The organism is Pseudomonas sp. PSB18 (assembly GCF_014596565.1).
Classification (GTDB): domain Bacteria; phylum Pseudomonadota; class Gammaproteobacteria; order Pseudomonadales; family Pseudomonadaceae; genus Aquipseudomonas.
In genome coordinates this window covers 32,005-55,500 of record NZ_NOIN01000003.1, presented here as the reverse complement: position 1 = coordinate 55,500, position 23,496 = coordinate 32,005, and the positions used below count along the sequence as shown (strand labels likewise).

At 61.1% G+C, this 23,496-nt stretch carries 23 protein-coding genes; 13 read left to right on the top strand and 10 right to left on the bottom strand.

The genetic code is table 11. The features are described from left to right. Positions 1 to 113: 113 nt before the first annotated feature. A complete protein-coding gene (locus tag CGA22_RS07930) occupies positions 114 to 974 on the bottom strand; it encodes a MurR/RpiR family transcriptional regulator (RefSeq protein ID WP_171057240.1) in 861 nt (286 codons plus the stop codon). A gap of 196 nt (positions 975 to 1,170) precedes the next feature. Between CGA22_RS07930 and zwf the strand changes: the two genes are divergently transcribed. Genes zwf through CGA22_RS07915 form a run of 3 tightly spaced genes read left to right on the top strand, consistent with a single transcriptional unit; the run spans position 1,171 to position 4,023 of the window. Then, a complete protein-coding gene (gene zwf / locus CGA22_RS07925; protein ID WP_041023868.1) occupies positions 1,171 to 2,640 on the top strand; it encodes a glucose-6-phosphate dehydrogenase in 1,470 nt (489 codons plus the stop codon). Beyond that, positions 2,627 to 3,340 (top strand): 6-phosphogluconolactonase, encoded by a 714-nt coding sequence (pgl, locus tag CGA22_RS07920; RefSeq protein WP_041023867.1) that lies wholly within the window; start codon positions 2,627 to 2,629, stop codon positions 3,338 to 3,340. The genes zwf and pgl overlap by 14 nt, the downstream gene beginning before the upstream one ends. A gap of 17 nt (positions 3,341 to 3,357) precedes the next feature. Then, entirely contained in the window at positions 3,358 to 4,023 is a 666-nt protein-coding gene (locus CGA22_RS07915) for a bifunctional 4-hydroxy-2-oxoglutarate aldolase/2-dehydro-3-deoxy-phosphogluconate aldolase (protein ID WP_041023866.1), read from the top strand. Positions 4,024 to 4,161: 138 nt separating this feature from the next. Here the strand turns inward: CGA22_RS07915 and CGA22_RS07910 are convergent, their stop codons facing one another. Both CGA22_RS07910 and CGA22_RS07905 read right to left on the bottom strand, forming a co-directional pair. After that, positions 4,162 to 5,349: an aminotransferase class V-fold PLP-dependent enzyme gene (locus CGA22_RS07910; RefSeq protein WP_041023865.1), complete on the bottom strand. Its 1,188-nt coding sequence runs from the start codon at positions 5,347 to 5,349 to the stop codon at positions 4,162 to 4,164. Positions 5,350 to 5,360: 11 nt separating this feature from the next. Next, positions 5,361 to 5,597 (bottom strand): DUF3820 family protein, encoded by a 237-nt coding sequence (locus tag CGA22_RS07905; RefSeq protein WP_041023864.1) that lies wholly within the window; start codon positions 5,595 to 5,597, stop codon positions 5,361 to 5,363. Between the two features lie 205 nt (positions 5,598 to 5,802). Between CGA22_RS07905 and CGA22_RS07900 the strand changes: the two genes are divergently transcribed. From CGA22_RS07900 to CGA22_RS07885, 4 genes are all read left to right on the top strand, one after another. Further along, the gene (locus CGA22_RS07900; RefSeq protein ID WP_041023863.1) at positions 5,803 to 6,267 is read left to right on the top strand and encodes a ferritin-like domain-containing protein; all 465 of its coding nucleotides are present in this window, start codon (positions 5,803 to 5,805) and stop codon (positions 6,265 to 6,267) included. A 195-nt stretch (positions 6,268 to 6,462) separates the two neighbouring features. Then, positions 6,463 to 8,463, top strand: coding sequence for an FUSC family protein (locus CGA22_RS07895; RefSeq protein ID WP_041023862.1), 2,001 nt, complete (start codon positions 6,463 to 6,465; stop codon positions 8,461 to 8,463). Continuing rightward, on the top strand, positions 8,450 to 8,656 hold the full coding sequence (locus CGA22_RS07890) for a DUF1656 domain-containing protein (RefSeq protein ID WP_024781186.1): 207 nt from the start codon (positions 8,450 to 8,452) through the stop codon (positions 8,654 to 8,656). Before CGA22_RS07895 ends, CGA22_RS07890 begins: the two co-directional genes overlap by 14 nt. A 10-nt stretch (positions 8,657 to 8,666) precedes the next feature. Next, the gene (locus CGA22_RS07885; RefSeq protein WP_041023861.1) at positions 8,667 to 9,530 is read left to right on the top strand and encodes an HlyD family secretion protein; all 864 of its coding nucleotides are present in this window, start codon (positions 8,667 to 8,669) and stop codon (positions 9,528 to 9,530) included. 127 nt (positions 9,531 to 9,657) lie between these two features. Here the strand turns inward: CGA22_RS07885 and CGA22_RS07880 are convergent, their stop codons facing one another. Then, positions 9,658 to 10,128, bottom strand: a complete 471-nt coding sequence (locus CGA22_RS07880; RefSeq protein WP_041023860.1) for a MaoC family dehydratase — start codon at positions 10,126 to 10,128, stop codon at positions 9,658 to 9,660. Between the two features lie 44 nt (positions 10,129 to 10,172). Continuing rightward, positions 10,173 to 11,117 carry an alpha/beta hydrolase gene (locus CGA22_RS07875; RefSeq protein ID WP_041023859.1) on the bottom strand — a complete coding sequence of 315 codons (945 nt, stop codon included), beginning with the start codon at positions 11,115 to 11,117 and terminating at the stop codon, positions 10,173 to 10,175. 224 nt (positions 11,118 to 11,341) lie between these two features. Between CGA22_RS07875 and fadD2 the strand changes: the two genes are divergently transcribed. Together fadD2 and fadD1 are read left to right on the top strand one after the other, a co-directional pair. After that, a complete protein-coding gene (gene fadD2 / locus CGA22_RS07870; RefSeq protein WP_041023858.1) occupies positions 11,342 to 13,030 on the top strand; it encodes a long-chain-fatty-acid--CoA ligase FadD2 in 1,689 nt (562 codons plus the stop codon). 386 nt (positions 13,031 to 13,416) lie between these two features. Further along, the gene (gene fadD1 / locus CGA22_RS07865; protein ID WP_041023857.1) at positions 13,417 to 15,108 is read left to right on the top strand and encodes a long-chain-fatty-acid--CoA ligase FadD1; all 1,692 of its coding nucleotides are present in this window, start codon (positions 13,417 to 13,419) and stop codon (positions 15,106 to 15,108) included. 201 nt (positions 15,109 to 15,309) lie between these two features. Here the strand turns inward: fadD1 and CGA22_RS07860 are convergent, their stop codons facing one another. Beyond that, on the bottom strand, positions 15,310 to 15,687 hold the full coding sequence (locus CGA22_RS07860) for a hypothetical protein (RefSeq protein ID WP_041023856.1): 378 nt from the start codon (positions 15,685 to 15,687) through the stop codon (positions 15,310 to 15,312). Positions 15,688 to 15,923: 236 nt separating this feature from the next. Between CGA22_RS07860 and CGA22_RS07855 the strand changes: the two genes are divergently transcribed. Both CGA22_RS07855 and def read left to right on the top strand, forming a co-directional pair. After that, positions 15,924 to 16,883: a YihY/virulence factor BrkB family protein gene (locus CGA22_RS07855; RefSeq protein WP_041023855.1), complete on the top strand. Its 960-nt coding sequence runs from the start codon at positions 15,924 to 15,926 to the stop codon at positions 16,881 to 16,883. Continuing rightward, the gene (gene def / locus CGA22_RS07850) at positions 16,880 to 17,419 is read left to right on the top strand and encodes a peptide deformylase (RefSeq protein WP_024781194.1); all 540 of its coding nucleotides are present in this window, start codon (positions 16,880 to 16,882) and stop codon (positions 17,417 to 17,419) included. Before CGA22_RS07855 ends, def begins: the two co-directional genes overlap by 4 nt. A 113-nt stretch (positions 17,420 to 17,532) precedes the next feature. On the opposite strand, the gene CGA22_RS07845 is transcribed toward def, so the two are convergent. From CGA22_RS07845 to CGA22_RS07835, 3 genes are all read right to left on the bottom strand, one after another. After that, positions 17,533 to 17,955, bottom strand: coding sequence for a GNAT family N-acetyltransferase (locus tag CGA22_RS07845; RefSeq protein ID WP_041023854.1), 423 nt, complete (start codon positions 17,953 to 17,955; stop codon positions 17,533 to 17,535). Between the two features lie 126 nt (positions 17,956 to 18,081). Continuing rightward, entirely contained in the window at positions 18,082 to 18,633 is a 552-nt protein-coding gene (locus tag CGA22_RS07840; protein WP_041023853.1) for a hypothetical protein, read from the bottom strand. A 166-nt stretch (positions 18,634 to 18,799) separates the two neighbouring features. After that, positions 18,800 to 19,831 (bottom strand): LacI family DNA-binding transcriptional regulator, encoded by a 1,032-nt coding sequence (locus CGA22_RS07835; protein ID WP_041023852.1) that lies wholly within the window; start codon positions 19,829 to 19,831, stop codon positions 18,800 to 18,802. A gap of 214 nt (positions 19,832 to 20,045) precedes the next feature. Between CGA22_RS07835 and CGA22_RS07830 the strand changes: the two genes are divergently transcribed. Next, positions 20,046 to 20,579 (top strand): gluconokinase, encoded by a 534-nt coding sequence (locus CGA22_RS07830; RefSeq protein WP_041023851.1) that lies wholly within the window; start codon positions 20,046 to 20,048, stop codon positions 20,577 to 20,579. Positions 20,580 to 20,670: 91 nt separating this feature from the next. Continuing rightward, positions 20,671 to 22,023 (top strand): GntP family permease, encoded by a 1,353-nt coding sequence (locus CGA22_RS07825; protein WP_041023850.1) that lies wholly within the window; start codon positions 20,671 to 20,673, stop codon positions 22,021 to 22,023. 118 nt (positions 22,024 to 22,141) lie between these two features. On the opposite strand, the gene alaC is transcribed toward CGA22_RS07825, so the two are convergent. Then, positions 22,142 to 23,359 carry an alanine transaminase gene (alaC, locus tag CGA22_RS07820; RefSeq protein ID WP_041023849.1) on the bottom strand — a complete coding sequence of 406 codons (1,218 nt, stop codon included), beginning with the start codon at positions 23,357 to 23,359 and terminating at the stop codon, positions 22,142 to 22,144. Between the last annotated feature and the right edge of the window lie 137 nt (positions 23,360 to 23,496).

Sequence of the window (23,496 nt, the reverse complement as noted above, 5' to 3'; positions counted from 1 at the left end):
GCCGTCATCGCGAGCAGGCTCGCTCCCACAGTGGGTTTGTGTTGCGCGGTCCATTGTGGGAGCGAGCCCGCTCGCGATGACGGCCTGTCAGGCAACGAAGCCCTTGAGCTCGATCAATTGAACTCATCCCCCACCGGATACCGGCTGGCATTCAGGCTTTCCTTGATCTTGCGCAGGTGCGGCTGGAAGTCCACGCCCCGGCGCAGGGTCATGCCGGTGGCGAGCACATCCAGCACCGTGAGCTGGATGATCCGCGAGGTCATCGGCATGTAGATGTCGGTGTCTTCGGGGAGCGGAATATTCAGGCTCAGGGTACTGGCCTTGGCCAGGGGGGAGTTTTCAGCGGTGAGGCCCAGTACCGAGGCGCCGTTTTCCCGGGCGATGCGGGCCACTTCCACCAGTTCGCGGGTGCGGCCGGTGTAGGAAATGATCACGAACAGCTCACCGGTATGGGCCACCGACGCGATCATGCGCTGCATCAGAACGTCGGCATGGGCGGTCACTGCCAGATTGAAGCGGAAAAACTTGTGTTGGGCGTCCAGCGCCACCGGGGCCGAGGCGCCGAGGCCGAAGAAGTGGATCTGGCGGGCCTGGATCAGCAGGTCCACGGCACGGCTGATCAAATTTGGATCAAGTGCCTGGCAGGCACTGTCCAACGAAGCAATGGCGCTGCCAAAGATTTTCTGGGTGTAGGCTTCCGGGTTGTCGTCGGCCTCTACTGCTCGGCTGACGTAAGCGGCGCCGCTGGCCAGACTCTGAGCCAGTTGCAGCTTGAGTTCCGGGTAGCCGCTGACGCCGAACGAACGGCAGAAGCGGTTGACCGTGGGCTCGCTGACCGACGCGGCCTGGGCGAGGGCGGCGATGCTGAAACGGGTGGCCTGCTGTGGGTTGAGCAGGATCACCTCGGCCACCTTGCGTTCTGCCTTGTTCAGGTCTTCAAGGCGACTCTGGATCTGCTCCAGTAAATTTCGCACGCGGTCCATAGAGGATTCCTAGAAAGACGGGTCTTTGATACGACCCTTTGCGGTGGCCTATCCTACTGATGGCTCCGACGGACCACCACTCGGAATCGGTATTTTCGGAAAATGTTGTGGTTATTACTACATTTTTCCTTGAGTGATGCCTTGAAAAAAGGTATTTGTAGCTTAACTTGATAAAAGAACAAACATCATGCCTTCGATAACGGTTGAACCGTGCACCTTTGCCTTGTTCGGCGCGCTGGGCGATCTGGCCCTGCGCAAGCTGTTTCCTGCCCTGTATCAACTCGATGGCGCCGGCCTGTTGCACGAGGATACGCGAATTATCGCGCTGGCCCGTGAACCCGGCAGCGAGCAGCAGCACCTGGCGTTCATCGCCACTGAACTGCGCCGCTATGTGGGCGACAAGGACCTGAACGAAAGCGTGGTCGAGCGCTTCATGGCGCGGCTGACTTACCTGCATGTGGATTTCCTCAAGGCCGACGATTATGTCGCCCTGGCCGAACAGGTCGGTGCGGCCCAGCAGGTCATTGCCTATTTCGCTACGCCAGCGGCGGTGTACGGATCGATCTGCGAGAACCTGGCGAAGGTCGGCTTGAGCGAAAACACCCGTGTCGTGTTGGAGAAACCCATTGGCTCGGACCTGGAATCCTCGCGCAAGGTCAACGACGCCGTGGCGCAGTTCTTCCCGGAGAACCGCACCTATCGTATCGACCACTACCTGGGTAAAGAGACGGTCCAGAACCTGATCGCGCTGCGGTTCGCCAACAGCCTGTTCGAAACCCAGTGGAACCAGCATTACATTTCCCACGTGGAAATCACCGTGGCCGAGAAGGTCGGCATCGAAGGCCGCTGGGGCTATTTCGACAAGGCCGGACAGCTGCGGGACATGATCCAGAACCACCTGTTGCAGCTGCTGTGCCTGATCGCCATGGATCCGCCGGCCGAACTGTCCGCCGACAGCATCCGTGACGAGAAGGTCAAGGTGCTCAAGGCATTGGCGCCGATCAGCCCCGAAGGCCTGACTACCCAAGTGGTGCGCGGCCAGTACATCGCCGGCCACAGCGAGGGCAAGGCGGTGCCGGGCTACCTGGAAGAGCCCAACTCCAATACCCAGAGCGACACCGAAACCTTCGTCGCCCTGCGCGCCGACATTCGCAACTGGCGTTGGGCCGGGGTTCCGTTCTACCTGCGCACCGGCAAACGCATGCCGCAGAAGCTGTCGCAGATCGTCATTCACTTCAAGGAACCGTCCCACTACATCTTCGCTCCCGAGCAGCGCTTGCAGATCAGCAACAAACTGATCATCCGCCTGCAACCGGACGAAGGGATTTCCCTGCGGGTGATGACCAAGGAGCAAGGCCTGGACAAGGGCATGCAATTGCGCAGCGGTCCTTTGCAACTCAACTTTTCCGACACCTGGCGTAGCGCGCGGATTCCCGATGCCTACGAGCGGTTGTTGCTGGAAGTCATGAACGGCAATCAGAACCTGTTTGTCCGTAAAGATGAAATCGAAGCCGCGTGGACGTGGTGTGACCAGTTGATCGCCGGATGGAAAAAGTCCGGTGATGCGCCCAAGCCGTACGCGGCCGGGTCCTGGGGGCCGATGAGCTCCATCGCACTGATCACGCGGGATGGGAGGTCATGGTATGGCGATATCTGAAGTGAAACTGCCCCAGGGCGTCAGTGCCCAGGCATTCAAGAGCCCGGTGCTATTGGCTGAAGGCCTGGCATTGAACGTGGCCGAGCAACTGCGCGAGGCGATCGGCGCGCGTGGCACGGCGGTTCTGGTGGTGTCCGGCGGTCGCAGTCCGGTGGCATTTTTCCAGAGCCTGGCCAAGCAGGCGCTGGATTGGTCGAAGGTGGTGGTGAGCCTGGCGGACGAGCGCTGGGTACCGGTTGAACATGCCGACAGCAATGCCGGTCTGCTCAAGCGTTACCTGTTGCAAGGCGCGGCGGCCAAGGCCCAGTTCCTGAGCCTCTACAGCGCCAGTGCCAATCTTGAGGCCGCCGCCGAGCAGGCGGATCGCCTGCTGGCCGAGCTGCCGCCCATCGATGTGCTGGTATTGGGCATGGGCGATGACGGGCACACCGCCTCGTTGTTCCCCGACAGCCCGAACCTGGCCGCAGCCTTGGACCCCCAGGGGACTCGTCGTTGCTGGCCAATGCTGGCGCCAACCGTGCCGCACCAGCGCCTGACCATGAGCCGCGCCTTGTTGGCCTCGGCGAAACACAAAGTGCTGTCGATTTCCGGTCAATCGAAATTGACCACCCTGAACGCTGCGGTGGCCGGTGACAACGTCGCCGAAATGCCGATCCGTGCGTTTTTGCAACCTACGTTAGAGATTTACTGGTGCCCATGAACCAAGGATCAGCCGCTATGACAAACCTACCCCCGACCGTTTCCATGGCGGACAAAGTTACCCTGATCGATGACCTGTGCGCCAAGGCGCGGATCCTGCCGGTCATCACCATCGCCCGCGAACAGGACATCCTGCCGCTGGCTGATGCCCTGGCGGCCGGTGGCCTGACGGCGCTGGAAGTGACCTTGCGTTCCCAGTTCGGCCTCAAGGCCATCCAGGTGTTGCGCGAACAGCGTCCGGAACTGGTGACCGGTGCCGGCACGGTGCTCGACCGCCAGATGCTGGCGGCTGCCGAGGCGGCCGGTTCGCAATTCATCGTGACGCCGGGCATCACCCGTGACCTGCTCGAAGCCAGTGTCGATAGCCCGATTCCGTTGCTACCGGGTATCAGCAACGCGTCCGGCATCATGGAAGGCTACAGCCTGGGCTATCGCCGCTTCAAGTTGTTCCCGGCTGAAGTCAGTGGCGGTGTCGCCGCCATCAAGGCCCTGGGCGGGCCGTTCGGCGAAGTGAAATTCTGCCCGACCGGCGGCGTCGGCCCGGCCAACATCAAGAGCTACATGGCGTTGAAAAACGTGATGTGCGTGGGCGGTAGCTGGATGCTCGATCCGGAGTGGATCAAGAACGGCGACTGGGCCCGCATCCAGGAATGCACCGCCGAGGCACTGGCGCTGCTGGACTGATTGTTTTACCGAACTTCGTTGGGTGTTCTACGGCTTTACGGTGCGCTTGGTCGGCGCGCCGTTTTTTTTTGCCTGGTTTTTGGCCGAACACTGATTGGTGTTGGGAGCACCTATTCTGTGGCGAGGGGGCTGTACAGGCTATGTGCGGCTCAGTTCGATCAAGGCCCGGGTAAGCCGCTCGATATCACTTGCCAGAGTGATCAACCCTGGCGTGATGCGGATGCAGGGACCCACGCTGGTGTCGCGCACCACGGTGAAGATCCCATAGTCGTTGAGCAATCGATCGGCCATCGCCTGCTGATCCGCCTGAGCGGTAAAGCGCATCGAGGTGATGCCGCAGTAGAGTCGCCGATCATCCGGGGTCATGACTTCGATGCCCGGCAGATCGCGCACTGCCTTGACCCAGAGGTCGCGCAAGTAGCAGAGTCGCGCGCCTTTGGCCAGGGCGCCGCCCAGGGCGCGGTGTTCTTCGAGCACCAGGGGCAGGGTCAGCAGCGCCGGGATATTCGGCGTGCTGTGGGGCGTGCGTGAGCGGACGTCGTTCGCCGGGTAATGACTGTCGTCCATGTCCGGGTCGATGTCGGCCAGGCGTTGCGGATCTATGTAAAGGAAGCCCAGGGCCAGGGGCCCGCCGATCCATTTCTGCAGATTGAATCCGGCGAACGGGATACCCATTTTTGCCAGGTCGAAATCGATCTGGCCCAGGGCGTGGGCGCCGTCGAGGATGATGTCGACGTCGAACTCCCGAGCCGCTTCGGCAATGGCCTGTACCGGCATCACCAGCCCGGTGAGGTGGTTGACGTAAGTCAGCGTCATCAGTTTCAAGCGCGGGTAGCGAATGAACGCTTCCCGGTAAGTCCCCATCAGGCTCTCGAAACTGGCCGGATGCTGGTGGACCAGTTCGATCAGCTCCACGCCACGCTGGCGGGCCAGCCAACGCATCGCGTTCTTGACCGACTGATATTCCAGATCACAGATCAGCACCTGGTCGCCAGGCTTCAGGCCGTTGTAGTTGCGAATCAACGATTGCAGGGAGTCCACGGCGCTGCGGGTCAATGCCACGGTTTGCGCAGGCGCCTTGATCAACTCCGCGACCTGGCGGCGAATCGCCTCGCCCTGTTCACGGTCGAAATGCTGGCGCACGTACACCGAGTTGCTGCGGTTGATGAAGTCGATGTTGCGCTGGTACTCCTCGACCACGGTCCGCGACATCCGCCCGAAGTAACCGTTTTCCAGGTTCAGCGGTCCATCGGCGGCGACGTCGTAGCGGTCGACAAAGGTCTGCCAGAAAGCTTCATCGTGGGCACGCAGGGTGTTCTCGGGCATGGGGGTCTCAATCAGGGGCGGGGCTTGGGTTTGCCGTGCTTGGCGCGCAATGGATCGAGCAGGTCTGACAGACCGTTGTGGTCGATCTCCTGCATCAACGCCAGCAAACCGCCCAACTCTCCGTGGGGAAAACCTTCGCGGGCGAACCAGTTCAGGTATTGGCCGGGCAGGTCGGCCAGGATTCGGCCTTTGTATTTACCGAAGGGCATCTGGCGCGTGACCAGCAGTTCGAGGGTTTCGGGGTTCATGGCAAATGTCTTGGATCAAACAGGTTTGAAAATACAGGCATTCTGCATGCAGGCCAAATGACAGATCATGCAAATAACGCGGATACAGATTTCTCGAGTTTCATTAAGTTATTGATTTAAAAGGTCTATTTTTTAACTTCGGAGCTGGCATGGCCGATGCAATATTCCTTGCAGGTTTTTTATTCACCAGCAAAGGAATTGAAAAATGACCGATATGAACAAAGAAGCCATCGCCGTCCTGAACGACCTGATCCAGACCAGCAAGGATGGTCAGGAAGGCTTCAAGACCTGCGCCGAAGACATCAAGCATCCGCAACTCAAGGCCCTGTTCGTGCAACGTTCCGCTGATTGTGCCACCGCTGCATCCGAACTGCAGGCCGCCGTTCGCTCGATGGGTGGCGATCCGGAAACCTCCACCAGTGTCTCTGGTGACCTGCACCGCCGTTGGGTGGATGTGAAGTCCATGTTCACCGGCAAGGACGAGGAAGCGGTGCTCAACGAAGCCGAGCGTGGCGAAGACCATGCGCTGAAGGCCTATAAGGAAGCCATGGAGAAGATCACCAAGCACAATCTGGTCGGCATCCGTGATCTGGTTGAACGCCAATACCATGGCGTGCAACGCAACCATGATCAGGTCAAGGCGCTGCGTAACCAGGCACGCGCCAGCTGATACACGCGCTTGATCGAAAAAACGCCAGCCTTGTCTGGCGTTTTTTTGTGCGACCACAGATTCGGAAAAAGTGTCTTGTCGAATCCACGGGTAATCAGCTCTGGACTCAAATAGGTAGCTAGCTAATAATTGCGCCTGCCCCATTCCCCATCATTGCAACTATCGTTACTGCAACCTCCTGAAAGAGTTTTCTGCGTGCCCATTACCTTCCAGGCCTTGTTCGCCCCCGACCGCCTCGCTGTGCAGTTCGCCATCAAGACCGTGCTCGGTGGTGGTCTGGCGCTATGGCTGGCATTGCGCTGGGGGTTGGAGCAGCCGTCATGGGCATTGATGACCGCGTTCATCGTGGCGCAGCCGCTGTCGGGGATGGTGGTGCAAAAGGGGTTGGCGCGGCTGCTCGGTACCCTGGTGGGGACCGTCATGTCGGTGGTCTTCATGGGGTTGTTCGCGCAGACCCCCTGGTTGTTCCTGTTGGCGCTGGCCTTCTGGCTGGGGCTGTGCACGGCCTGTTCGACGCTGCTGCGAAGTGCCTGGTCCTATTCGTTCGTGTTGGCCGGGTACACGGTAGCGATCATCGCCTTGCCGGCCATTTCCCACCCGTTGGGGGTGTTCGATCAGGCGGTGGCGCGCTGCACCGAGATCAGCCTGGGCATTGTCTGCGCAACGGCCGCCAGTGCCTTGCTCTGGCCGTTGCGGGTCGAGCGGCAGTTGGCGGGCCAGGCCCATGCTGCCTGGCAGAGCGGCATGCAGGCGGCCCGCGCGACCCTGGCCGGCGACGCCCAGGCACGCAAGGGCTTGCTGGAGATTCTTGGCCGGATCGTCGCGGTGGATGCCCAGCGCGAACATGCCTGGTTCGAGGGTAGCCTGGGTCGCCAGCGCGCCCGGGCCATCAGCGGCTTGAGCCAGAAACTGCTGATGCTGCTGCGCATTGCCCGTTCGGTGCGCCGGCAATGGAAGCAACTCGAACCCGCAGAAGCCGAGGCCCTCCAACCCTGGATGAACGAGGTTCAGCAAGCCCTCGATGCCGACACTGCAACGCTGCAAGCCTTGCGACCACGGGTACTGGACGCCTCTCACGATCCTTTGATCAGCTCGGCGCAAAGTTACTGCCTGGCGCGTTTCGCCTTGTTGCTCGACACCGCGCTGGCCGCTTGCGCGGCGCTGACGGCGGTGCGGGAGGGCAGGGAGGCATCGGATCCGCCGCGCACCTTGACGCCCCATCGCGACGTGTCCCTGGCCATGGTATTCGGTGCCCGTAGCGCCTTGGCCTTTCTGGCGGTTTCCTGCTTCTGGCTGGCAACGGCCTGGCCCGCCGCCGGGGGCGCATTGGTGTTGACGTGTGTCGTGTGCAGCCTGTTTGCCAGCCGTGAAAACGGTGCGCAGATCGGCCTGAGTTTCCTGCGAGGCATCCTCCTCGCCGTGCCGACGGCGTTCGTGGTCGGTGAGATCCTGCTGCCGCAGTGGAGCAGCTTCGCCATGCTCTGCATGGCCATGGGCGTGCCGCTGTTCTTCGGCGCGCTGGGCATGGCTAAGCCGCCGATCTTTGCCACGGCCACGTCGTTCTGTCTGCATTTTGTGGTGCTGGTGTCACCGCTCAACGCCATGAAGTACGACGTGGCGACATTCTTCAATAGCGCTCAGGCGATGATGATCGGTGTGGGGGCGGCGGTATTGGCGTTCAATCTGCTGATTCTGCGCGATCCGGCCTGGCACGGCCGTCGCCTGCTGGCTGCGACCCTGGATGACTTGGTGCGCTTGACCCGGCGCAACCTGAGTGGCGCCGAGAGCTGGTTCGGCGGACGCATGGCCGACCGGCTGTTGCAACTGGCGCGGCATTACCCCGAACTGCCGGTCCCGTCGCGCAGCCGTTGGGACGATGGCTTGCTCGGCCTGGATATCGGCGATGAGCTGTTGCACCTGCGTCTGAGCCTAGCTGTCGCCCAGGTGTCCGACAGCCGGGCGCAACGCCGCTATTTCGAAGCGCTGGAGCAGGTGCTCGAACGCGGCCCGTCCGGTGAGCAGGCCGATGCGTTGGCCCCGGCCAGCGCCGAGTTCCTGAAGGTGTTATCCACAGAGTCCCCCGGCGATGCGTTGAAGTTGGCGCAGGGCGCGGTGGTGCAATTGCAGAACAGTTGGCGCGCCTGGTGCCGCCAGCACGAACCGGAACGACGGGAGCACAGCCATGGGCTTGCGTGAATGGTCGATTGGCGGGGTGTTGCTCAGCCCGTTCCTGATTTATGTGGTGCTGGCCTTGCTGGTGACCGGTGCACTGCGCCTGTTGCTCAGCCTGGTGCCGGCCGGGCGTTGGATCTGGCACGAAGCCTTGTTCGACTGCGCCCTGTATGTCTGTGTCCTGACAGTGATTACCCTGGTCCTCGGGCCGTTATAAGGAGTTGAACATGCGTACCTCCGTACGTGTCGCCATTACGCTGGGTGTGGTGGCATTGGCGATTTTCGCCGGGTTTCACCTGTGGCAGTACTACATGCTCACGCCCTGGACCCGGGATGCGCGGATTCGTGCCGACGTGGTGGTGATCGCTCCCGATGTGTCGGGCTGGGTGCGTGAACTCAAGGCGGTGGATAACCAGCAGGTCAAGGCCGGCGATCTATTGCTGAGTATCGACCGTGAGCGCTTCGAAGCCGCCGTAGAGAAGGCCAGAGCAGTGGTCCAGACCCGCCAGCAGCAACTGAGCCTGCGCGAGCACGAAGCCAGTCGCCGTGCCGCCCTGGGGCCCCAGGCCATCAGTGCCGAGCTGCGGGAAAATGCCCAGATCAACGCCGGCATCGCCCGGGGCGAACTGCGCGAAGCCCAGGCCGAGGCCAAGGTCGCTGAGCTCAACCTCGCCCGCAGCCAGGTCCTGGCGCCCCGTAGCGGTCACATCACCAACCTGCGGCTGGCCGAAGGCAACTACGTCAACGCCGGGCAGCCGGTCATGGCGTTGATCGACGATTCGACGTTCTATGTACAGGCCTATTTCGAAGAAACCAAACTGCCGAGGATCCGCGTGGGTGATCCGGTCAAGGTCTGGCTGATGAGCGCCGGTCACGCCCTGGAAGGTCACGTCGAAAGCGTCAGCCGCGGCATCACCGATCGCAATACCAACCCGGACGCGCAGTTGCTGGCGGAAGTAGAACCGACTTTCAACTGGGTGCGCCTGGCCCAGCGGATTCCGGTGCGGATCAAGCTGGACAAGGTGCCGGAAGGGGTGAACCTGAGTGCGGGGATGACGGCGAGTGTGCAGGTGCAGGAGCACGATCAATAACTTGTCGCAGTACCTGTGGGAGCAAGGCTTGCCCGCGATGAAGTGAATGCGGTCTACCTTGAAATCGAGGTGCCCTGATCGCGGGCAAGCCTTGCTCCCACAGAAGGGATGAATTCCCTTGCGATCATCAGCCGATGCTGATCGCCGGCAACGTCGGCAGGGTCACGGTCTGCTGTTTGCGTGGCGCGAGGATCTCGGCCTCGCCATCCACCACCAGTTCATCGCGCTGGTTGAACACGCGAGTGGCGATGCGTACGCGAAACTTCGGCAGTTTTTCCAGGATCTCCAGGCGCACGGTCAAGGTGTCGCCGATCTTTACCGGTTTCTGGAAGCTCATCTGCTGGCCGATATAGATGGTGCCAGGCCCAGGCAGCTCGCAGGCTACCGCCGCGCTGATCAGCGCACCGCTGAACATGCCATGGGCGATGCGCTCCTTGAACATGCTCGCCGCGGCGAATTCGGCGTCCAGGTGCACCGGGTTGTGATCGCCCGACATGGCGGCGAACAGCTGGATATCACGCTCTTCGACGGATTTGCTATAGCTGGCGGTCTGGCCGACTTCGAGGGCTTCGTAAGGTGTGTTGGTAACCTGGGTCATCTGTTTCCGATCCTATGGCGGGTAATGGAAAAAACGCTGGAAAGCTATTCGCTGCGTGGCGGGCGCTTGTGGTTCAGGGCCTGGGCGATCCAGGCCAGCACATCGGCCGTCACTTCATCGCGGTTGGTTTCGTTGAACAATTCGTGCCGGGCCTGTGGATAAATCGTCAACTGCAAGTGCTGGCTGCCGGCGGCGCGCAGGGCGTCGGCCAGATCCTTGAGACGCTTGCCGTCGCTTACCGGATCACATTCACCGCCAATGACCAGCAACGGCAGGTCCGGATCGATCTGGGCGAGATTGGACGCTTTGCTGATTTGCTGCAAGCCACCAAGCAGGTCGACCCACAGCTGATTGCTGCAACGAAAGCCGCACAGTGGGTCGTGGACGTACTTGTCCACCTCGGCCGGGTCGCGGCTGAGCCAGTCGAAGGGCGTGCGGGTCGGTTTGAATTTCTGATTGAAACTGCCGAACGACAGCCAGTCGATCAAGGCGCTGCGCCCGGTGGCGCCCTGGCGCCAGCGTTCGAAGCGGGCAATCAGGCGGGCGGCGCGATACAGCGCCACCGGTTGGAAATTGGACCCGCTGAGAATCGCCCCATGCAGGCTCGCGCTGTGATGCAGCAGGTACGCTTGGGCAATGTAGCTGCCCATGCTGTGGCCCAGCAGCACGATTGGCGTGTCGGGATGTTGCTGGCCGATGTAATGGTTGAGGCTGGCCAGGTCGCCGACCACCTTCGCCCAGCCCTCTTCGTCGGCATAGTGGCCCAGGATCGCCCCTTCGCCGGTCTTGCCATGGCCGCGCAGGTCCGCTGCGTAAACGCCGTAGCCTTCGTCGCACAGGGCCTGGGCCAGGCGCTCATAGCGGCCGCTGTGCTCGGCCATGCCGTGGGCCAGCATGATTACCGCCCTGGGCGTGGTTTCCGGCAACCACTGATTGACGAACAGGCGGCTGTGGTCGGTTGCGGTCAGCCAGAACGTTTGATGAATCATGACGATCCTTTACATGGGCGCAGGCGCGATGTTGCTCCATTGTATAGCGCATCCGTTGCGTCTCGCCTGATCAGGCCACACGTAGGCGGCAAGATTCACACAATCTATGACACAAATTGCCGTATTTGCCTGATTGGCCAGAGCTGCTAGTGTCCCAAGAGCTCCGCTTCTGCGAGTCGTAGAGAAGCGGCCCGGGATAGGTTCAGGTAAAGAGGATAAAAACAATGCAGCCTGATTTCTGGAATGACAAACGCCCGGCCGGCGTGCCCCTGGATGTCGACCTCGGGGCCTATAAGTCGGTCATCGAGGTGTTCGAGCGTTCCTGCAAGAAATTCGCCGACCGCCCGGCGTTCAGCAACATGGGCGTGACCCTCACGTATGCCGAGCTCGAGCGCTATAGCGCAGCCTTTGCCGGTTACCTGCAAACCCATACCGATCTGGTTCCTGGTGACCGTATCGCGGTGCAGATGCCCAATGTCCTGCAATATCCGATTGCTGTCTTCGGTGCCTTGCGCGCCGGATTGATCGTGGTCAACACCAACCCGCTGTACACCCCGCGGGAAATGCGCCACCAGTTCAAGGATTCCGGTGCCCGGGCGCTGGTGTACATGAACCTGTTCGGAAGCAAGGTCCAGGAAGTGATGCCCGACACGGACCTGCAGTACCTGATCGAAGCGAAAATGGGCGACCTGATGCCCACCGCCAAGGGCTGGCTGGTCAACACCGTGGTGAACAAGGTCAAGAAGATGGTCCCGGCGTATTCGCTGCCCCAGGCCATTTCCTTCAAGAGCGCCTTGCGTCTGGGGCGTGGCCAGGCCATCAAGCCATTGAAGGTCAGCCTCGACGACATCGCGGTGCTGCAATACACCGGCGGCACCACCGGGTTGGCGAAGGGCGCGATGCTGACCCACGGCAACCTGGTGGCCAACATGCAGCAGGCCCGGGCCTGCCTGGGACAGCTCGGCGATGACGGCCAGCCGCTGCTGCGCGAAGGCCAGGAGGTCATGATCGCGCCGCTGCCGCTGTACCATATCTACGCTTTCACGGCGAACTGCATGTGCATGATGGTGACCGGCAACCACAACGTGCTGATCACCAATCCACGGGACATCGCGGGCTTCATCAAGGAGCTGAAGAACTGGCGTTTCTCGTTATTGCTGGGGCTCAACACGCTGTTCGTGGCGCTGATGGACCACCCGGATTTCAAGACCCTGGATTTTTCCCACCTCAAGGTCACCAATTCCGGCGGCACCGCGTTGATCAAGGCCACCGCCGAGCGCTGGCAACAGATCACCGGTTGCGGCATTACCGAAGGGTATGGGCTGACCGAAACCTCACCGGTGGCGAGTGCCAATCCCTATGGCGGTAAATCCCGGCTGGGCACGGTGGGGATGCCCGTGCCGGGCACGCTCATGAAAGTGATCAGCGACGACGGCATCGAACAGCCCCTGGGTGAGCGCGGCGAACTGTGCATCAAGGGGCCGCAGATCATGAAAGGCTACTGGAACAAGCCTGAGGCCACTGCCGAAGTGCTGGACAGCGAGGGCTGGTTCAAGTCCGGTGACATCGCGGTGATCGACCCGGACGGTTTTGTGCGGATCGTCGACCGCAAGAAGGACATGATCATTGTCTCGGGTTTCAACGTTTACCCCAACGAAATCGAAGATGTGGTGATGGCCCACCCGAAGGTCGCCAATTGCGCGGTGATCGGCGTGCCGGACGAGCGCTCGGGGGAGGCGGTGAAACTGTTCGTGGTGGCGCGGGAGACCGGCGTCAGCCTCGAAGAACTCAAGGCCTACTGCAAGGAGAACTTCACCGGCTACAAGATTCCCAAGCACATCGTGTTGCGGGATTCGCTGCCGATGACGCCGGTGGGCAAGATCCTGCGCAGGGAACTTCGCGATATCGCTTGATGTAGACCAAACGCGAACCTTTGTGGGAGCGAGCCTGCTCGCGATAACGGTGGATCAGTCATGTGAGTATTGGCTGACACACCGCTATCGCGAGCAGGCTCGCTCCCACATTGGTTTTGGGGTTTAAACAGAAAAGACGGCCGGTTTCAGAGCGTTCCTACAAGTCCGTAGAATTTTTACTCTAAAAGTGACCATTGCATATTCTTGAGTCGGATTAGTGACCATGTCGGCCACTTTTGGCTCTAGTCGACCCTGGGCAAAGCTGCTACTCTCGGCGCGCTTTTGTGACTTCTCGGCCTTCATCCAAGCCAGATTCACCAACAAACACACCAATAATAATCGCATCAAATGCGGTGAGAATTCGCGTTGCTGAGGAGTGGGCTTCCATGATTGAAGACTTTTGGAAGGATAAGTACCCAGCTGGGATTGCTGCCGACATCAATCCAGACGAGTATCCGAATATTCAGGCGGTGTTGAAGCAGTCCTGCCAACGCTTCGCCGACAAGCCGGCATTCAGCAACCTCGGCAAGACAATCACCTACGGTGAACTGTACGAATTGTCCGGTGCCTTTGCCGCCTATCTGCAACAGCATACCGATTTGCAGCCGGGCGATCGAATCGCCGTGCAATTGCCTAACGTTCTGCAATACCCGGTGGCGGTGTTCGGGGCGATTCGCGCCGGCCTTATCGTGGTCAATACCAACCCGCTGTACACCGCGCGGGAAATGGAGCATCAGTTCAACGACTCCGGCGCCAAGGCACTGGTGTGCCTGGCGAACATGGCGCACCTGGCCGAGACCGTGGTGCCGAAGACCGGCGTCAAGCACGTCATCGTCACCGAGGTGGCCGACCTGTTGCCGCCGCTCAAGCGGCTGTTGATCAACAGCGTGATCAAGTACGTCAAGAAGATGGTCCCGGCGTATCACCTGCCCAAGGCCGTCAAGTTCAACGACGTGTTGAGCAAGGGCCACGGCCGGCCAGTGACCGAAGCCAACCCGGGCAGTGATGAAGTGGCCGTGTTGCAGTACACCGGTGGCACCACCGGCGTGGCCAAGGGAGCGATGCTGAGCCACCGCAACCTGGTGGCGAACATGCTGCAATGCAAGGCGCTGATGGGCTCCAACCTCAATGAAGGCTGCGAAGTGCTGATCACGCCGCTGCCGCTGTACCACATCTATGCCTTCACCTTCCATTGCATGGCGATGATGCTGATCGGCAACCACAACATCCTGATCAGCAACCCGCGCGACCTTCCGGCGATGGTCAAGGAACTGTCGAAGTGGAAGTTCAGCGGTTTCGTCGGCCTCAATACCCTGTTCGTGGCGTTGTGCAACAACGAAGGTTTCCGCAAGCTGGATTTCTCCGCGTTGAAAGTCACCTTGTCCGGCGGCATGGCCCTGCAACTGGCCGCTGCCGAGCGCTGGAAAGCGGTCACCGGTTGCCCGATCTGCGAAGGCTATGGCATGACTGAAACCAGCCCGGTGGCCACGGTCAACCCGATCCAGAACATCCAGGTCGGCACCATCGGCATTCCGGTACCGTCGACGCTGTGCAAGGTCATCAACGATGCAGGCGTCGAACTGCCCCTGGGCGAAGTCGGCGAGCTGTGTGTGAAAGGTCCGCAGGTGATGAAGGGCTACTGGCAGCGCCAGGAGGCCACCGACGAAATCCTCGACAGCGAAGGCTGGCTCAAGACCGGCGACATCGCGTTGATCCAGCCGGACGGCTACATGCGCATTGTCGATCGCAAGAAAGACATGATCCTGATCTCTGGCTTCAACGTGTACCCCAACGAACTGGAGGACGTGCTGGCGACCCTGCCGGGCGTGCTGCAGTGCGCCGCCATCGGTGTGCCGGACGAGAAATCCGGCGAGGCGATCAAGATCTTCATCGTCGTCCGGCCAGGCGCCACGCTGACCAAGGAGCAAGTGATGGAGCACATGCGCGCCAACGTTACCGGCTACAAGGTGCCCAAGGCGGTCGAGTTCCGCGATGCGTTGCCGACCACCAATGTGGGCAAGATCCTGCGGCGTGAATTGCGGGATGAAGAGCTCAGGAAGTTGGGCTTGAAGAAGTAGTATTGCGTGTAAACAAAAAGCCCCGCTGAAGCGGGGCTTTTTGTTGGGTGGCTACTTGAAGCGACGCCGTGTGGGAGTGAACTGTGGGAGCAAGGCTTGCCCGCGATGAGGTTGATTCGGTCCGCTTAGCGTCGTGGTGCCTTCATCGCGGGCAAGCCTTGCTCCCACATAATCCCAAGCTGCATACGTCGGCGGCCGGGGTTACAACCTGAACTGCGCAAAATCCAGGTTGGTGCCACCCGGTCGCATGTCCTGCAGGTACGAGTCCTTGTCGGCGCTCAGCTCCAGGCTCAGGGCGGCCTTGCGCTTGCCCTGGTTGCGCACTTCCAGGCCTTCCAGCTTTTCCCGCAGGAACACGGTCGGCACTTTCAGGTGCAGCAACTCGTCGGTGGCGGGGGTGTGCAGCAGCAGATGAATCCATTCGTACTGGCCGACCGCCAGGCGGGTCACCGGGATGTTGAACCAGAAGATGTTGCGGTTGCGGTTCAATTCGCTGAAATGGCAGTTATTGACACCCAGGACGGCGCCGCCCAATTCCTGGTTTCTGCGGGCGATGGCCTGCTTCTTATCGAGTTTCATAACGTTCCTACGGGATTAAAGCTTCGGGCCGGGCCTGAATACGTGAGGCATTCTCGACGGTTGCCGGGCAAACATAAAGCCCTGCCGGTGCGAAGAATGAAACTTGCGCTGTGGGGCATTGGTCAATTCAGCGTCGGGATGAGATTGTCCCAAAGTCGCCAAACAGGCTACTTTGAGGTAAAAAACGCCCCTTGAGTCGCCACGCGACCCCTTTTTTGCGGCGAAAGGAGACGCTCATGATATTTCCGGACATGAAAGGCTTGCCTTTGCATCGCGTGATGATGCGTACGGTGACCGAGTTTCTCGACGACGAGATGTCGACCTATGCCTCGGCACTGGCCTACCAGATGCTGTTTTCCCTGTTTCCTTTCATCCTCTTCCTGATCGCGCTGATCGGCTTCCTGCATCTGCCGGATTTCTTCTCGTGGCTGCGCCTGCAGTCGGAGCTGGTGTTGCCGCCCCAGGCGCTGGAGCAGGTCAACCCGGTGATCGACCAGCTCCAGCAATCCAAGGGCGGGCTGCTGTCGGTGGGTATCGTGGTTGCGTTGTGGACCGCCTCGGCCGGGGTGCGGCTGATGATGAGCGCCATGAATGCCGCCTACGACGTGGTCGAGGGGCGTCCGGCCTGGAAGCGCTTTCCGCTGTCGATCTTCTACACCGTCGGCATCGCCGGCATGCTGCTCATCGCGGCGGCACTGATGGTCCTCGGGCCGCAGGTGATGGAATGGATTGCGGCCCAGGTCGGGTTGGAGGAGTTCATCGTCACGCTCTGGACGATCGTGCGCTGGCCGGTGATCGTGATCCTGTTGATGGTGGCGGTGGCGTTGATCTACTACGTGATGCCTGACGTGAAGCAAGAGTTCCGCTTCATCACGCCGGGCTCGGTGCTGGCCGTGGTGGTTTGGATCATCGCCTCCCTGGGCTTCGCTTTTTACGTCAAGACCTTTGCCAACTACAACGCCATGTATGGCAGTATCGGCGCGATCATCGTGTTGCTGCTGTACTTCTATATCTCGGCGGCGGTGCTGCTGCTGGGGGCGGAGATGAACGCGGTGATCGAACACATGTCCGCCGAAGGCAAGGACCCTGGTGAGAAGGTGCCGGACGAGCACTGGAAACAGCATGTCTCGGGGCTGGCGCGCGACCACTCCATCAAACCGGACACCGATCCGAACGCAGAAGAAGCCCGACCATGATTCGAGAAATACTCAAGATGGGCGATGCGCGCCTGCTGCGTATCGCTCCGCCGGTTCCGCCGCAGATGTTCGATACCCCGGAGCTGTGGCAATTGATCGACGACATGTTCCAGACCATGGAAAGCGTCGGTGGCGTCGGCCTGGCGGCGCCGCAGATCGGTGTGGACCTGCAGCTGGTGATTTTCGGCTTCGAACACAGCGAGCGTTACCCCGATGCGGAGGCCGTGCCCCAGACCATCCTGATCAACCCGCTGATCACGCCGCTGAGCCCACTGATGGAAGAAGGCTTCGAAGGTTGTCTGTCGGTGCCTGGTCTGCGCGGGGCGGTCGATCGTTACCAGCACATCCGTTACGAAGGCTTCGATCCCAAGGGCGAGCCGATCGTGCGGACCGCCTCGGGCTTCCATGCGCGGGTGGTGCAGCATGAATGCGACCACCTGATCGGGCGCTTGTACCCGTCGCGGATCACCGACTTCAGCAAGTTCGGGTTTACCGAAGTGATGTTCCCGGATCTGGATCCGACGGCCGACGACTGAACATTCACCTCCATCCCTTGTGGGAGCGAGCCTGCTCGCGATAGCGGTGGGGCAGCTTGCATCGTTGTGGAATGTCCTGCCGCCTTCGCGAGCAGGCTCGCTTCCACAGGGCATCAGGATCCGGTTCCCGGCTCCAACCCCATCGCAATCATCGGCTTGCTGCGGGCATACCGGCTCAGGCGCTCGGCCATCGCATAGGGCAGGGCGGGATCGAACGTGAAGCCGTGCCGCTCATAGAACCCGCGCAGTTCCGGGTGGCAGAACAGCCACACCGGTGCGTCCACGGCTTTCACCGCTTCGCTGATCAATCCCGCTGCAATACCTTTGCCGCGGTGTGCCGGGTCGACAAACAACCCCGTCAACCAGTGCCCACCCGACACCGATCGCAAGCAAAGGGCCGCGACGATGTCATCCCGCTTCGCCACCCACAGCTGCGCGTCCCGCACGGCTTTCATCGAAGATTGATGGGCGCGGTAAAACTTGTTCATCAGCGGCCACAGCGGTTCATCGAGCAGCGCATAGCGGATTTCGGACATGGCAACGTCGTGGAGGGGGAGGAGGGCAGATTATAAAGGAACACGTTTCGATAAACCTGTGGGGAGCAAGCTTTGCTCCCCACAGGTTTTGCACTCCGGCGCCTCATCTGCTGGCCGCCGGCAAGCTCAGAGCGACGCGAGGAGTGTCGCGGCCGGATCCTTATCGCCGGTGTTGCGGTGCTCCTGGGCTTTTTCCATCTGCGCCATGGCGGACTTGTCTTGCATGCGCTGGGCAATTTCCTGGCCGACCGCCAATTGCTTCTCGGGTGGCATGGCCTCGTATTCTTCTTCGCTGATGCCCATCTCCGCGAGAATGGAATCACGCAGGCGTTCTTCTGGCGTCTTGCTCATGTAGTCCTTGAAATCCTTCAGTGCCGAACTGTCGGTCTGGCTCGTCGGGGCATCCTGGGAAGCAGCGGTCTGCAACTGTACGCGGGTCTTGGCGAACGCCTCATCGATGTTGTCGCTGATGGCGGTGGCGGCATTGACCTGCTGCGTGGCCTGTTGGGTGGCGGACTCCCGGACCTGGGCATTGCCTTGGTTGGCCTGGGCCTGGACGTTATCGCGCAACGCCTGTAACGCGGCGCTTTGCAGGCCGCTGGCAGCGTCGGCGGTCGGGTCCTCGCCCGGACGCTTGAGCGGCAGAATCATCGCTTGCTGTTTGGCACTGACCAACATGATGGATACCTGTAGGTAATGGCTGAGCGATGGGCAGGAGCAATTCCCATGCCGACCGCCCGGACCCTCGGGTTTCAAGGGCTGTAGGGGCACGAGGCGAGGCGAAACGGCCAGCCCTTGCCGTTGACCGGCAGGGATCGACCGCTTCGGCGTCGCTGTACGGGGATCAGGTGCTTTCGCGAATCTTGAGTTCGAAGCCCATGTCCACCACGGGTTGGGCGATGCGGTTGCCTGCCATCAACGTCAGCATCTGTTCGGCGGCACGGCGGCCGATGGCCTCCCGTGGTGTGCTGATGCTGCTCAGGCGCGGCACCATGTGGGCCGAGGCGGGCAGGTCGTTGAAGCCGAGCACCGAGATCTGTTCGGGAATCCTGATGCCGCAGCGCAAGGCTTCGAACAGGGCCCCATGGGCGAGGTCGTCGTTGCCGAAGAAAATCGCGTCGACATCCGGGTGGCTGGCCAGCAGTTGCAGGAACAACTCGCCGCCCAGGCCCACCGATGACGGGCGCGGCGTCAGCAGCTCCAGGTCCGGGTCGTACAGCCCGGCCTGTTGCAGGGCCCGGCGAAAGCCTTCGCCGCGTAACAAGGTGCGCTGGTCCAGTTGGGCGCCGATGTAGGCCAGGCGTTTACGACCGCGGGAGATCAGGTGCTCGGCCGCCGTCTCGCCGGCCTTGAGCTGGGAAAAGCCGACGCAGTTGAGCCCCGCCCCGGGGTCCAGCTCCATCATGTAGACACACGGAATGTTGCTGGCCTCGATCATGCGGCGGGCGCTTTCGGTACGGTCGAAACCGGTCAGCAGCAGTCCCCGGGGCTGATAGGCCATGTAGTTGCGCAGCAGGTCTTCTTCTTCGTCGCGGGAGTAGTGATAGTTGCCGATCACCACTTCGAAGCCCTTGGGCCTCAAGACACGATGAATGGCTTCGAGGGTGTCGATGAACAACAGGTTGGACAGCGACGGCACCAACACCACCACCGAATGGCTCTGGGCCGAAGCCAGGGCGCGGGCGGCGGGATTGACGACATAATTGAGTTCCTGGGCCGCCTGTCGGACTTTTTCCACCAGATCGGTGGCCACGGTGCTGACGCCGCGCAGGGCACGGGAGGCGGTGATGGGGCTGACACCGGCCAGGCGTGCGACTTCGTTGAGCGTGGGGCGACCGGTGGTGCGGGTATTCTTATCGTTCTTGGGGACGGTCATCAGGTGGCTTGCCAAACAAAAATCAAGGCACTAAGGTAGCGCTGTCTCGACGCGGCTGCAAATGCGCGAGTGGGGTTTGCCTGAATCCCATCCGTTGGTGTCGTGAACGAAAATGCTGCAACCACAAAAATGACAAGAAGGCGTCGGCAACTTCTGCTTTTGCTGCGGTGTCATAACTGGCAAAGGTAGCGCTGTCTGCGCGCTGAGGTGTTACATGAACAATCCCATCACCGCCCTGGTCATCATGGGCGTTGCCGGTTGCGGCAAGACTTGCGTCAGCCAGGCCCTGTGCCAACTGAGCGGCGCCACCGCCATCGAAGGCGACACGTTCCACCCTGCGGCCAACATCCAGAAGATGAGCGCCGGTATTCCCCTGAACGACGACGACCGTGCCGGCTGGCTCGACAGCCTGTGCGACGAGTTGCGCCGCATCGACGCCAAGGGCGAGCGCCCGGTGTTGACTTGCTCGGCCCTCAAGCACAGTTATCGCGAGCGTCTGCGCAGCGCCTTGCCTGGCCTGGGTTTCGTGTTCCTGGAGCTGACGCCCGAAGTGGCGGCCGACCGTGTGTCCCATCGCCCCGGCCATTTCATGCCGTCGACATTGATCGACAGTCAGTTCGCCACCCTTGAATCTCCCGTCGGCGAACCTCTGGTCCTGGCCCTGGATGCGTCCAGCCACGGCGTCGATGAGCTGGCTCGCCAGGCTTATACCTGGTGGGTGGAGCACGGTTTGAAGCTGGCCAGTTGAATCCAATCATTTTGCGTCAGAAAGATAGCGCTGTCCCGACGGCTTACAAATAACTGCTTCAATAACAACAACAAATCAGGAGACACCCCTCATGTTCGGCATGTCCCACGAGACGTTCCTACTGCTCGATGCAGTGGTCACGGTGATCGGACTTATCCTCCTCATCACCCAGTTCAAATTTCACCCCTTCATTGCCCTGACCATCGCGGCCGCATTTCTCGGCCTGACGTCGGGCATGCCCATCGGCACCATCATCAAGGCCTTCCAGGATGGTTTTGGCGGCGTGCTGGGTTTTGTCGGGATCATCCTGGCCCTGGGCACCATGCTCGGTAAAATGATGGCCGAGTCGGGCGGGGCCGATCAGATCGCCCAGACCCTGATCCGCGCCTTCGGCAAGGACAAGGTGCAGTGGGCCATGATGTTCGCCGCGTTCCTGGTGGGCATCCCGCTGTTCTTCGAAATCGGTTTCGTACTGCTGATCCCGCTGGTGTTCATCGTGGCGCGTCGCACCGGCGTGTCGATCATCAAGATCGGTATCCCGCTGCTCGCCGGTCTGTCGGCGGTGCACGGCCTGGTGCCGCCACACCCGGGCCCGCTGCTGGCCATCGGCGTGTTCGGTGCCGACATCGGCAAGACCATTCTCTATGGCCTGATCGTCGCGTTGCCGACCGCCATCATTGCCGGTCCGATTTTCGGTACGTTCATCGCCAAGCACATCCCCGGCCACGCCAATCAGGAGCTGGTCGATCAACTGGCCCGTGAGCCCGAGGCCAAGGAACTGCCGAGCTTCGGCATTACCCTGGTCACCGTGCTGCTGCCGGTGTTCCTGATGCTGCTCAAGACCTTTGCCGACGTGGTGCTGCCGGATGGCAACATCTTCCGCACCTTCATGGACCTGATCGGCCACCCGATCTCGGCGCTGCTGCTGGCCTTGCTGCTGTCGCTGTACACCTTCGGCCATCGCCAGGGCATCGGTTCCAACCAGATCCTGAAGTTGCTCGACGCGAGCCTGGCGCCGACTGCCGCGATCATCCTGATCATCGGTGCGGGTGGTGGTTTCAAGCAGATGCTGGTGACCAGCGGCGTGGGTGACGTGATTGGCCATATGGCCGTGAGTGCGCAGATTTCGCCGATCCTGCTGGCCTGGCTGGTCGCGGCGGTGATTCGTATCGCCACCGGCTCGGCCACCGTCGCCACCATCACCGGCGCAGGCATCGTGGTACCTGTGGTGGGGATGATTCCAGGCGTGAACCGTGAGCTGCTGGTGCTGGCGACCGGTGCCGGTTCGTTGATTCTGTCTCACGTCAACGATGCGGGCTTCTGGCTGGTCAAGCAGTACTTCAACATGACCGTGGCCGAAACCTTCAAGACCTGGACGGCGATGGAGACCATCCTGTCGGTGGTGGGGTTGGGCTTCATCCTGTTGCTGTCGCTGGTGGTCTGAAGGTCCAGCACAAACAACTGTGGGAGCGAGCCTGCTCGCGATGGCGGTATGTCAGAAGCATCCATGCAACTGACCCACCGCTATCGCGAGCAGGCTCGCTCCCACATTGGGTTTTGTGTCAGGCGTTGGTCTTGCCGGCCAATCCATCCGCCCGGAACATCGCCCGGATCCCGCGTACAGCCTGGCGGATCCGGTCCTGGTTCTCGATCAGCGCAAAGCGCACATGATCATCCCCATACTCGCCGAAGCCCACGCCCGGCGAGACGCAGACCTTGGCTTCGGCCAGCAGCTTCTTGGCAAACTCCAGCGAGCCCAGGTGGGCATAGGCCTCGGGAATCTTGGCCCAGACGTACATCGACGCCTTGGGATTCTCCACCATCCAACCCAGCTCATGCAGGCCCTTGACCAGCACATTGCGGCGTTGGCGGTATTGCTCGGCGATGTCGCGCACGCATTGTTGGTCGCCTTCCAATGCGGCGATGGCGGCCACCTGCAAGGGGGTGAAGGTGCCGTAGTCGTGGTAGCTCTTGATCCGTGCCAGGGCGCTGACCAGTTCCGGGTTACCGACCATGAAACCGATGCGCCAGCCGGCCATGTTGTAGCTCTTGGACAGGGTGAAGAATTCCACCGCAATGTCTTTCGCGCCGGGCACCTGCATGATCGATGGCGCTTTCCAGCCGTCATAGACGATGTCGGCGTAGGCCAGGTCGTGGATCACCAGCACATCGTACTGTTTGGCCAGGGCGATGACCCGCTCGAAGAAGTCCAGCTCCACGCACTGGGCAGTGGGGTTGGACGGGAAGCCCAGGATCATCATCTTCGGCTTGGGAATCGAACCGCGAATGGCCCGCTCCAGTTCATCGAAAAAATCCACGCCTGGCACCAGTGGCACCGAGCGCACCTGGGCGCCGGCGATCACCGCGCCGTAGATGTGGATCGGGTAGCTGGGGTTGGGCACCAGTACCGTGTCGCCCTGGTCCAGGGTCGCCAGCATCAGGTGCGCCAGGCCCTCCTTGGAGCCGATGGTGACGATGGCTTCGCTTTCAGGGTCGATGTCCACCTCGTAGCGGTCCTTGTACCAACGCGAAATGGCGCGGCGCAGGCGCGGGATGCCTTTGGAGGTGGAATAGCCGTGGGTGTCTTCACGCTGGGCGACGGTGACCAGTTTTTCCACGATGTGCGGAGGGGTGGCGCCGTCGGGGTTACCCATGCTCAAGTCGATGATGTCTTCGCCGCGCCGACGCGCAGCCATCTTCAGCTCGGCAGTGATATTGAATACGTAAGGGGGGAGTCGATCGATGCGCGCAAAGCGGCGCGGCGAACCTTGTTCGGCCATTGTTGCCTCGAGATACGTGAGCGCCCGGAACCGTCCGAGCGACGTTGGCCACTGCGGTGGCCTGCGGCGCAAGATAATGGCCGCCATGGCCGTTTGTCCAGTGGCGGCCGACAACTATTTTCGACGACACTGTCGAC

What these genes read in the sequence shown, in the direction of transcription:
- zwf (WP_041023868.1), top strand. Translation starts at nt 1,171, where the DNA reads ATGCCTTCGATAACGGTTGAACCGTGCACCTTTGCCTTGTTCGGCGCG.
- pgl (WP_041023867.1), top strand. Translation starts at nt 2,627, where the DNA reads ATGGCGATATCTGAAGTGAAACTGCCCCAGGGCGTCAGTGCCCAGGCA.
- CGA22_RS07915 (WP_041023866.1), top strand. Translation starts at nt 3,358, where the DNA reads ATGACAAACCTACCCCCGACCGTTTCCATGGCGGACAAAGTTACCCTG.
- CGA22_RS07910 (WP_041023865.1), bottom strand. Translation starts at nt 5,349, where the DNA reads ATGCCCGAGAACACCCTGCGTGCCCACGATGAAGCTTTCTGGCAGACC.
- CGA22_RS07905 (WP_041023864.1), bottom strand. Translation starts at nt 5,597, where the DNA reads ATGAACCCCGAAACCCTCGAACTGCTGGTCACGCGCCAGATGCCCTTC.
- CGA22_RS07900 (WP_041023863.1), top strand. Translation starts at nt 5,803, where the DNA reads ATGACCGATATGAACAAAGAAGCCATCGCCGTCCTGAACGACCTGATC.
- CGA22_RS07890 (WP_024781186.1), top strand. Translation starts at nt 8,450, where the DNA reads ATGGGCTTGCGTGAATGGTCGATTGGCGGGGTGTTGCTCAGCCCGTTC.
- CGA22_RS07885 (WP_041023861.1), top strand. Translation starts at nt 8,667, where the DNA reads ATGCGTACCTCCGTACGTGTCGCCATTACGCTGGGTGTGGTGGCATTG.
- CGA22_RS07880 (WP_041023860.1), bottom strand. Translation starts at nt 10,128, where the DNA reads ATGACCCAGGTTACCAACACACCTTACGAAGCCCTCGAAGTCGGCCAG.
- CGA22_RS07875 (WP_041023859.1), bottom strand. Translation starts at nt 11,117, where the DNA reads ATGATTCATCAAACGTTCTGGCTGACCGCAACCGACCACAGCCGCCTG.
- fadD2 (WP_041023858.1), top strand. Translation starts at nt 11,342, where the DNA reads ATGCAGCCTGATTTCTGGAATGACAAACGCCCGGCCGGCGTGCCCCTG.
- fadD1 (WP_041023857.1), top strand. Translation starts at nt 13,417, where the DNA reads ATGATTGAAGACTTTTGGAAGGATAAGTACCCAGCTGGGATTGCTGCC.
- CGA22_RS07860 (WP_041023856.1), bottom strand. Translation starts at nt 15,687, where the DNA reads ATGAAACTCGATAAGAAGCAGGCCATCGCCCGCAGAAACCAGGAATTG.
- CGA22_RS07855 (WP_041023855.1), top strand. Translation starts at nt 15,924, where the DNA reads ATGATATTTCCGGACATGAAAGGCTTGCCTTTGCATCGCGTGATGATG.
- def (WP_024781194.1), top strand. Translation starts at nt 16,880, where the DNA reads ATGATTCGAGAAATACTCAAGATGGGCGATGCGCGCCTGCTGCGTATC.
- CGA22_RS07845 (WP_041023854.1), bottom strand. Translation starts at nt 17,955, where the DNA reads ATGTCCGAAATCCGCTATGCGCTGCTCGATGAACCGCTGTGGCCGCTG.
- CGA22_RS07840 (WP_041023853.1), bottom strand. Translation starts at nt 18,633, where the DNA reads ATGTTGGTCAGTGCCAAACAGCAAGCGATGATTCTGCCGCTCAAGCGT.
- CGA22_RS07835 (WP_041023852.1), bottom strand. Translation starts at nt 19,831, where the DNA reads ATGACCGTCCCCAAGAACGATAAGAATACCCGCACCACCGGTCGCCCC.
- CGA22_RS07830 (WP_041023851.1), top strand. Translation starts at nt 20,046, where the DNA reads ATGAACAATCCCATCACCGCCCTGGTCATCATGGGCGTTGCCGGTTGC.
- CGA22_RS07825 (WP_041023850.1), top strand. Translation starts at nt 20,671, where the DNA reads ATGTTCGGCATGTCCCACGAGACGTTCCTACTGCTCGATGCAGTGGTC.
- alaC (WP_041023849.1), bottom strand. Translation starts at nt 23,359, where the DNA reads ATGGCCGAACAAGGTTCGCCGCGCCGCTTTGCGCGCATCGATCGACTC.